The sequence below is a fragment of the Pseudomonas sp. genome (assembly GCF_050739995.1).
Classification (GTDB): Bacteria; Pseudomonadota; Gammaproteobacteria; order Pseudomonadales; family Pseudomonadaceae; genus Aquipseudomonas.
The window spans coordinates 1-2,008 of record NZ_JBOICG010000190.1; the positions used below are offsets into that span (position 1 = coordinate 1).

The 2,008-nt window shown below is 62.7% G+C and carries 3 protein-coding genes; 1 reads left to right on the plus strand and 2 read right to left on the minus strand.

All coding sequences use genetic code 11. The features are described 5' to 3' along the window. Window positions 1–269 (plus strand): anti-sigma factor family protein (locus ACRESD_RS06685; protein WP_431750210.1); only part of this gene is annotated, 269 nt, incomplete at its 5' end. Here ACRESD_RS06685 and ACRESD_RS06690 read toward each other — a convergent pair. Beyond that, window positions 266–1,246 carry a Csu type fimbrial protein gene (locus ACRESD_RS06690; protein ID WP_431750211.1) on the minus strand — a complete coding sequence of 327 codons (981 nt, stop codon included), beginning with the start codon at window positions 1,244–1,246 and terminating at the stop codon, window positions 266–268. The genes ACRESD_RS06685 and ACRESD_RS06690 overlap by 4 nt on opposite strands. Window positions 1,247–1,262: 16 nt before the next feature. Continuing rightward, window positions 1,263–2,008: FimD/PapC C-terminal domain-containing protein (locus ACRESD_RS06695; RefSeq protein ID WP_431750212.1), on the minus strand; the 746-nt coding region annotated here is incomplete at its 5' end.

Below are 2,008 nucleotides of genomic sequence, written 5' to 3' on the forward strand. Positions count from 1 at the left end.
TGCCTGACCTGAGCCAGTCAGGCTTCAAGCCGGTCAGCGGGCGCCTGCTCACCACTGAGCAAGGCGCGGCCGCCATGGTGCTGTACGAAGACTCGCAAGGTCACCGCATCAGCTTTTACATACGTCCGCCAGGCCCGAACAACGGCTTCCTGCCCCGTGGCAGCCGCAGCGCCGACGGTCTAGAGGCGCAGTACTGGTCCGGTGGCGGCTACAACTATGCGATGGTCAGCCCGACAGATCAGCCGGCCACACCGCTGCTGAAGTTCTAGAACCCCACATCCAGCACCACGTTGTCGAGGTAGGTTCCGCCCGGTGGTGTGGTCTGGTCGGTGTAGATCTTGGCGTTGTAGTTGAACACCTGGCTGCCGGTGCCCAGGCCGTTGCCGGGGTTGATCTCAGCCGAGGAGCTGGCGCGCCGCGCTGCGCCAACGCTGCCCCAACGGGTGGTACCAGCGCCTTGGAAGATGTCGTAGGCGAGGAAGTTACTACCGGAAATCATTTGCCGCCGCCCGCCTGCACTTACCGGGTTCTGCCCATCGCTGAGGCCTACGGTATAGGCGCTGCCCTTGGTACAGGCCACACTGGCCTGGCCATTGACGGTAGAAAAGCCGCTGACCACCGGAGCACTGCCAAACGCGATCGCCGGCGTGGTGATCTGGCAGTCATTGACCACGGTCATGCTGACAGTCAGCGTCGTAGTACCGCTGTTGATATCCCGCCCCGCACAGATGCCACCAATGCCAATGCCTGAGCAATAGTTCCAGTTCCAGAAAATACTCAAGGTCTCGCTGTACACCCCGGCCGCCACGTTACTGCCGACGGTCGTGGCGAAGTAGAGTGGCAGGGTTTTCGTACCCGGACCGAACACCAGCCCGAAACTGGCGGCAATGCCGCCGCTGCCGCCAAAATCAAATGCGGTGCCCCGGGTTATGGGATACGACGTGGTGTTGTTGCCGTAGATCGTATAGCCGATCACATCCCCTGTCGGCCCGAGCATCCCGCCCTGCGCCGAGCCGGTAATGGTGGCGTAGAAATGATCACCGGACGTCAACACCGACAGCAGCGCCGGTGTACAACTGATACCGCCATTGGTGGTCGAGCTCGGCTGGGAAGTAGTGCGTACCGTCATCGAACTCACCGCCGTACCAAAGCTGGCCGGCACCGTGGCCACCGCCGAGCAAGCAGCCTGTACCTGCATTGAAACGCCCAGGCTCGCCAGCCCCCACAGCCATTGCTTGACCCGCACGCGTACACTCCTTCTGTCATAGGCACACCAGTGGCCCAATCAACGGCACCTGCTGTTCATGGGTGATATCCAGCTCGAACGTGGCCTGGCACGTCTGGCCGTTGCCGAGGGTGACTTGCAAGGTGTTATGGGCTGCCAGGTTTTCCAGGTACACCAGGCCATCCCAACCCACCACCGCCAGTGCACCGCTTTGCTCGTGGCGTACCTGACTGCCCAGGGGCAAATCCTCATGCTGGGCATTCACCAGAGTGATGCTCGCCGCAAGTACCCGGCGCATCGGAAACTCCAGCAGGTAGCCGCTGCCCCGGCGCACGGCCACGCGCTGTTCGACGTTGGGCACCTGCACGTTGGCCGGCAGGTTCAGCGGATCGACCTCATATTTGGCGCGGTAATAGGCACTGGTCCACGGCACCAGCAAGTGCCCATTGCGGTCGGTCTCACCCACCACCTGGTTTTCATAGCGCACCGGTACACCGCTGAAGCCGTCGGTACTCACCACCACAAACGCATCGTTGACGCGGTTGGCGGCGAACACCTGATTGTCCATCCACACCAGCGAGCCACTGGCGTCCGCCCAACGGGTCTCGGCGTCGCTGCTGCCATACACACCCGCCTGCAACTGCACGGACTGCAAGCGCCAGGTCAGGTCGGCCTGGCGATACGCCGGGCCATCGCCACTGGCGTAACCCAGGTTGAAACCCACCCCGCCTTCGGCCGGCACGGCGCGGCTGTAATTGACGCGCTGTTGGCTTTGCCCGGTTT